5 protein-coding genes are annotated in these 6,922 nt (G+C 50.2%); 3 read left to right on the top strand and 2 right to left on the bottom strand.

The annotated features are described in order from the left end of the window. Positions 1-7: 7 nt before the first annotated feature. The 3 genes from ACQ76X_RS09190 to ACQ76X_RS09200 all read left to right on the top strand — a co-directional run bounded on the left by ACQ76X_RS09190 (position 8) and on the right by ACQ76X_RS09200 (position 3,703). Positions 8-1,135 carry a sensor histidine kinase gene (locus tag ACQ76X_RS09190; RefSeq protein WP_438493152.1) on the top strand — a complete coding sequence of 376 codons (1,128 nt, stop codon included), beginning with the start codon at positions 8-10 and terminating at the stop codon, positions 1,133-1,135. An 85-nt stretch (positions 1,136-1,220) separates the two neighbouring features. Next, positions 1,221-1,829, top strand: coding sequence for a hypothetical protein (locus ACQ76X_RS09195; RefSeq protein ID WP_438493154.1), 609 nt, complete (start codon positions 1,221-1,223; stop codon positions 1,827-1,829). Then, complete coding sequence (locus ACQ76X_RS09200; RefSeq protein ID WP_438493156.1) at positions 1,826-3,703, top strand: transglycosylase domain-containing protein; 1,878 nt, start codon at positions 1,826-1,828, stop codon at positions 3,701-3,703. Before ACQ76X_RS09195 ends, ACQ76X_RS09200 begins: the two co-directional genes overlap by 4 nt. A gap of 18 nt (positions 3,704-3,721) precedes the next feature. Here ACQ76X_RS09200 and ACQ76X_RS09205 read toward each other — a convergent pair whose 3' ends face one another. Both ACQ76X_RS09205 and ACQ76X_RS09210 read right to left on the bottom strand, forming a co-directional pair. Continuing rightward, on the bottom strand, positions 3,722-5,002 hold the full coding sequence (locus ACQ76X_RS09205) for a molybdopterin-dependent oxidoreductase (RefSeq protein ID WP_438493158.1): 1,281 nt from the start codon (positions 5,000-5,002) through the stop codon (positions 3,722-3,724). A 207-nt stretch (positions 5,003-5,209) separates the two neighbouring features. Then, entirely contained in the window at positions 5,210-6,466 is a 1,257-nt protein-coding gene (locus ACQ76X_RS09210) for an MFS transporter (RefSeq protein ID WP_038597156.1), read from the bottom strand. Between the last annotated feature and the right edge of the window lie 456 nt (positions 6,467-6,922).

A 6,922-nucleotide genomic window follows, 5' to 3' on the forward strand; every position in this document is an offset into this window, starting at 1 on the left:
TGATGCTGTGAATGCAAAATATATAAGTACTATCCGCTGGAAATTCATTTGGGCGTTTATTCTCAGCATGTTGTCAGGAGCCATCCTGTTATTTGGAGGTTACCGGCTGGTGAATTCTCTGCTTCACATGAACACGAGTTCACCGTCGGCACCCTATTCCCTGGTTTTGAAATGGATTATTAACCATATTGGCTCAGTGCCGGTAATGACAGCCGTAGGTATTATCAGCTTTTTGGTATTCTTTTTCTTGTACACGCGAAAAGTAGTATCCTATCTCGAAGAGCTCACACAGGGGATTCAGCAAATCACCAAACTGGGAGAGTCACACCGGATTGAAGTGCGGACCAGTGATGAGCTAGGTGTACTGGCAGAGAATATTAATATTATGTCCGAACGGCTGCAGCAGTCCCTGCTTGAAGAGCGTAAGGCGATCCAGGCCAAAAATGAGCTGATTACCGGGGTCTCTCATGATTTGCGTACTCCGCTGACCTCGGTTTTGGGTTATCTGGATTATATTGAGCAGGACCGCTGCCGGGAAGAGACAGAGGTGCGCTATTATGTAGGCATTGCTTATCAGAAAGCACTGGTGCTGCGTAAGCTGATTGATGATCTGTTCGAATATACCCGTGTCAACAGTGGAGGACCGCCGCTTGCAGCAGAACAGCTGGACCTCAAGGCGTTCATTCGGCAGCTGGCGGAAGAGGCGGTTCCAGAGCTTGCCCGGGCAGGCATGGCCTATGAACTGGTGGATCATACAGAATCCTTATGGATTCAGGGAGCGCCTTACGAGTTGCTGCGGGCTTATGAAAATTTGATTACCAATGCCATCCGTTACGGGCGTGAAGGGAAAAAACTGGAGATCGTACTCACCCGAGAAGGAGATGAAGCGGTCGTGCGGATCAGCAATTTTGGAGAAATGATTGCCGAAAGCGACCTTCCGCATATTTTTGAAAGATTCTACCGGGCTGAACGCTCCCGTTCCCGGCATACCGGAGGTTCGGGGCTGGGACTTGCTATAGCCAAAGGGATTGTGGAACGCCACCATGGAGAAATTACAGCCCAAAGCGATGTGAACCGTACCGACTTTATTACCCGCTTCCCGTTATCTCCACAGGAGTCTTTAGAGAATCTTTAGAACTTGTGCGGGAGGTTCTTAAGAACTTGCCGGTATTCTATGTGTCATGGAGTAGTAATTGCACAGATACCGGGAGGGGATAAACTTGAGAAGACTAAATACGGTACGAACCGGATATTTGTATGTTATTGGAGGAAGCTTGCTGCTCAGTGGTGGTGTTCTTATGGTACTACAGGCGGTGGTTTCCTTTCTATATTCGCGGCATAGCGCGGGTTCCGGGGCTTTTATTGTCCGCTTATTGCATTGGATGATCAATCATATCGGCAGGTTGCCTTTGGCTGTAATTCTTTTCACCGCTCTTTCCGGCGGTTTTTTCCTGCTGCGTTCGCAAAAATTATCCGATGATTTCAAGGCGCTGCTGCGGGCATCGGATGAGCTTGCGGCGAATGGCTTCTTTAGGGAACTAGAGGTATCCACCGGAGGAGAGCTGGGCAGGCTGGCTGCCAATCTGCGGAAACTGAACAAAGGCCAGCAAACAAAACTCACCGGTACGGCAGAGATTGAATCGGCAGATGCAGAAGAAGCGGGATGGAGCAGCGAAGAGAGTATGGCCCTCATACTAAGGATGAAGACGCTGCTGCGCTTGCTGGATGAGCTGAAGGCTGCAGAAGGAGAGGCCGTTCAGGTGGATGCGGTGAAACGTGAAGCGGCGGGCTTGGAGCGGTTCCTTGTGAACCTGATCGCAAAGTGTTGAGCAGGGGCAATACCGGCACCAGGCTTACCCGGCGAAAACTGCTGCGTGTTTTTTATACCGGATTTGATCTTGCGGTAATTGGCGTGTTACTGCTGCTGGCAATGCTGTTTTATGTCCGTGTATATGGAGAGGCTGTGGTAAGCCGTCAGGCCGGGAAGCTGGTTTTAGATCAATCAAGCGTCATTACCGACTCAGAGGGGAATGTGCTGCGCCGAATTCCACTGCCGGAATCGGGATATCGCACGATGGCTCAACTGGAAGAGATGCCGGCTCTGCTGATCGACACTTTTTTGGCAGTCGAGGACCGCCGGTTCTATAGCCATCAGGGACTGGACTATACGGGAATCCTGCGTGCCGCCATTAACAATACAGTGAACTTCAGAGTAACAGAGGGAGGCAGCAGCATCACCCAGCAGTTAGCCCGCAATCTCTATCTAAACAGAGATAAAAATATGCTGCGTAAGCTAAACGAGGCCTCCATTGCTACAGCTTTGGAGAAACGGTTGTCAAAGCAGGATATTTTGCAGCTTTATCTGAACCAAATCTATATGGGCCGGGGGCAGTATGGAATAAAGGCGGCAGCAGAGTACTATTTCGGTGTAAGTGATCTCAAAAAGCTGGAGATTTCGCAAATCGCTGCTTTAGCGGCTATCCCGAAAGGTCCTTCCATCTATAATCCTGCGGAGAACAACGCGGTTTCCGAGGGGAGGAGGGAGCTTATTCTGGGAATCATGCAGCAGCGGGAGCTGATCAGTCCACAGCAAATGGTTGCCGCGCGCAAACAAAAATACCAGCCTCCGGAAGAAGCTGAGACTGAGGTTGCAGGTGCTTCCTATATTGACGCTGTGCTGAAAGAAGCCTCCCGGGTTACCGGTAAATCGAGGGAAGAGCTGCAAACAGGCGGTTACAGGATTAAGACAGGGATGAATACAGGCATCCAGAAGACACTGGAGCAAGCATTTCGTAACACAGATGTCTTTCCTCCCGATGGGAAGAACCAGCAGGTCGAGGCGGCCATGGTGATACTCAATCATCACAGCGGGGAGATTGCTGCCATGATGGGAGGGCGCAATCCCCAAACGGGCAGCCTTAATCGGGCGATTATTGACGCACGCCAGCCGGGTTCCGCCTTTAAGCCGATTATTGATTACGGGCCTGCGCTGGAAAGCGGGAACTTTACTCCATCGAGTATAGTTCCCGACCGTAAGCAGTCTTACGGGAGTTACAGCCCGGGTAATCTGAATGGCGTATACCGTGGCCAAGTTAGCCTGAACCAGGCGCTCCAGCAATCCATCAATGCTCCGGCCGTATGGCTGCTGAAGCAGGTTGGAATCTCCAGCGCCCGTCAATTTGCCGGAAAGCTGGGGTTAGAACTGCCGCAGGAGGATAACAATCTGTCCATTGCGCTCGGGGGGCTCCACAATGGGGTATCTCCTCTGAAAATGGCCCAGGCCTACAGTGTGTTTGCGAGCGGGGGGATGTTTAATGAAGCTCATACCATTAGCAGCATAACCAATGCGCACGGGCGGGTTCTATACAAGCATGTCTCCAGCCAGCGGCAAGTGATCTCGGCGCGAACTGCGGAAAGCATGACGTTTATGCTCCGCAATGCAGTAAATCAAGGGACAGGGAAAAAAGCGCGGATGAACATACCGGTTGCCGGCAAGACCGGAACGACTCAGGCAGCGCTTTCCGGTGTCGACAGCAAGGCTAATCGGGATCTTTGGTTTGTCGGCTACACACCGGATTGGACAGCCGCTGTATGGATGGGTTTTGACCGTACCGATAAGGATAACTATATGACTGCGGGCAGCGGGATGGCGGCCGCTTTATTCTCCTCAGTGATGAACAAAGCAATAGCCGTTCGGAATTGAAAAAGGCGCTGACCGCAGTTATACACGATTTGCTCCAGGCAGCCAGGCGTCTTTGTCGTACCCCCGCTGTTCCCAATAGCCGACATGGTCCTCAGCAATGAGTTCAATCCGGTTGAGCCATTTTACCGATTTATAGGCATACATTTGCGGAGTGACCAAACGTACAGGCCCGCCCAGCTGATTCGGAATCGGCTTGCCGTCATGCATGACGGCAACCATAACATCCTCCATTCGCGCCTGTGCAAGTGTCAGGGAGTCCGTATAGACGCCGTCGCCGGAATACAGCTTGATCATCACCGCCTGGCTTTTCACTCCGGCAAGATCAAGCAGCTTGGAGAGGGGCAGACCCTCCCATGTATTCTTGTAGACAGACCAGCCAGTGACGCAGTGGAAATCACTGACCTGCACCTCGCGCTGCAGCTTGACGAATTCTTCCCAGTTCCAGGTGAACTTCTTGTTCACCAGCCCGTCAATCGTAAATGACCAGTTCGAATTATCGAATGCTGGAATATCGGTTACAGTATACACGCGGAAGTTTCCATCGGCCCCTCCCCCGATCGGTGGTACTGAATCTGCCAGCGGAATAGGGTCGGGAATTAGTGTGTTGGCATTGTTTGCTGCATAATCCGCGGTTCCGGGCAACTGAAAAGATTTGCCGATCCAGCGGACAAAGGTCGGTCCGAGCGTTACCGCAAGTCCGGCACCCACAGCGACTTTTATGAAACCGCGGCGGGTATACATCGGCTGCTGAACATGGGCCGCTCCCGGCTGTTTCTGCTCATCATTAGAAGCGGATGCTCCATTAACTGACGTTACCGATTCTGGTACAATAGAGCGTTTCTTCGGTTCTTTGAGCCATTTGACTCTGGTAATAGAGTGGTAGATAATTACCGGAAGTCCAACCCAAGTCAGAAGATCGTGTATAAATAGTGCGGTATTTGCCGCTCTTGGCCCGGCAAGCCTGAATTGCCAGAGTACGACACCCGACACAATCCACCCGATCAATAGGACCAGCACAAAAATCACATTAGCCTTTTGCCCATTTTTGCCCTTGAGCCTTTTCCAGTGTTTTGCAGCAAGCAGTAAATAATAAATGACCGGAATCAGCAGCACCAGTCCAAACGCGATATGTGCCCATTTTAGCCACACCCTGCCCTCACCCAGAAGCTCCCGCCAGAAACCGCCGACCAGCAATAATCCGCTGAGTGCCAGAAACAGGACCAGCCAGGCATTCCACATATGGATGGAGACAAGCTTCTTCCCGTATCCTTTACGAATGTTCGTGAGTGCTTTCTTCAATTGCCATTCCTCCTCAGCCTTCCGCGCTATGACAATTAGTTCAACTTTTAATTAATTGTACCCTAAAAAAGGGCGGTTGGATAATTCTGCTGGCTGTTAAGAGTTTATATCTTCTGCTGTAAAAAAAGCCCACCCTACTCTTAGAGAGAAGGATGGACCCTTAAGGACCTTTTATAGAAGAGAGACGAAGCGATGAAATCATGCTGCTTATTCAGCGGCCCATTTCTCCAGCGTCTTATCATTGGGTAACAGCAGGGCAAGCAGGCCAAGCAGCGGGAGAAAGCCGCAAGCTATGAACACCGTCGCAATTCCGATCCGGTCGATCAGGTCGCCGATAACTACCGAGCCAATCCCACCAAGCCCAAAAGCCAGTCCAGTAATCAGTCCCGAGACGGTTCCGATATTGCCCGGATAGAGCATTTGTGCATAAATGACTGTTACTGAGAAGCTGGACAGCAGGACAAATCCGGAGATGATTAGCAGAACAGCGGCCCAGAAATGGTTTACAAAAGGCAACGCCAGCGCAAAAGGCACCGTACTCACCATAGAGATCAGGATGAGATTACGCCGTCCGAAACGGTCGGCTAGCGGGCCACCGAAGAAGGTGCCTACTGCACCGGCCGCCAAATACATAAAGATGTATATTTGAGCGTCATCGAGCTTCATTCCGTATTTATCCATTAAGTAGAAGGCATAATAGCCGCCGATGGAGGCGCTGTACCAGGAGCGTACAAACACGATAAAGACCAGGATCACGGTTGCGGTCAGGATGCTTTTGCTGCGAGCAGGGTCAAGCGTGCGTCCAGTCGATTTTTTGCGGAACGTATAACCTGCATTAAGCATTTCTTGGTACCATTTGGCCACATAGGTCTGTACGGCTATTCCGGCGGCAGCGATGACGGTGAACCCAAGTGCACCCATCTGCCCAAAGGGAATGAATACCCATTTCATCAAAAGAGGACCCAGGGATTGTCCGGCGTTGCCTCCCACTTGGAAGATGGATTGCGACAATCCCTTGCGCTGACCTGCAGCCATATGAGCTACACGCATGCCCTCCGGGTGGAACGCAGCAGAACCGAAGCCGACAAGCATAACAGAGAAGATGACCAATACGTAATTTCCGGCAAAAGCGAGCAGGAACACTCCGGCGAACGTGCAGCACATCCCCAGAGGGAGCAGGATCGGTCGCGGTTTACGGTCAGCGGCATAGCCGATTATCGGCTGAATCACCGAAGAAGTGATGTTCAGGGCGAAGGATATCCATCCGACCTGTGCATAGGAGAGCAGCATGTTTTCCTTTAAGATAGGAAACATCGCCGGGATAAGGGCCTGAATGGAATCATTGAATAAATGCACAAAGCTTACGGCGAGTAAAATCCGGTAAATAGTATCCTGCTGCAGATTGCGTTGTTCCCGGTCTTTTGCAACTAAAGAGGGAGCAGCGGGTATAGAATTCTTATTCATCTGAGCTCCTTTCAAACGGGTTAATGGGTGAGCATATATATGGAAATCCGATAAATCCTATTTTAGCCACAATCGAAGCGTTATGGGAATCAATTTGTGCTCGAGTCGATCCAATTATGCGTTAATTTATTTTTTTATAAAAAAGGGTTGCAAACATTCCTTCAGCATGATATATTATCTCTTGTGCTTATGAGGCATCGACGCTGAACTTGATCAGCGAAAAAGAAATAAGTTGACAAGCAATACAGAAACATGATATGATCTATTTCCTGTGCAAGAGACATGTCGTTGAAAGCCGGGAGCAAGTTCTTTGAAAACTGAACAAATGGAACGCGTTAATTTTTAAAGATTCATTTAATGAATCGTCAGTTTCAAAATGAGCAATCGCTCTTTTCAATATCTTTTTCGGAAGGTTGTTTTCTCGAAGTAATTCGGGTGAAGTAACCGCTCGGAAAA

It is taken from the genome of Paenibacillus sp. IHBB 3054, from assembly GCF_051594305.1.
Classification (GTDB): domain Bacteria; phylum Bacillota; class Bacilli; order Paenibacillales; family Paenibacillaceae; genus Paenibacillus_AQ.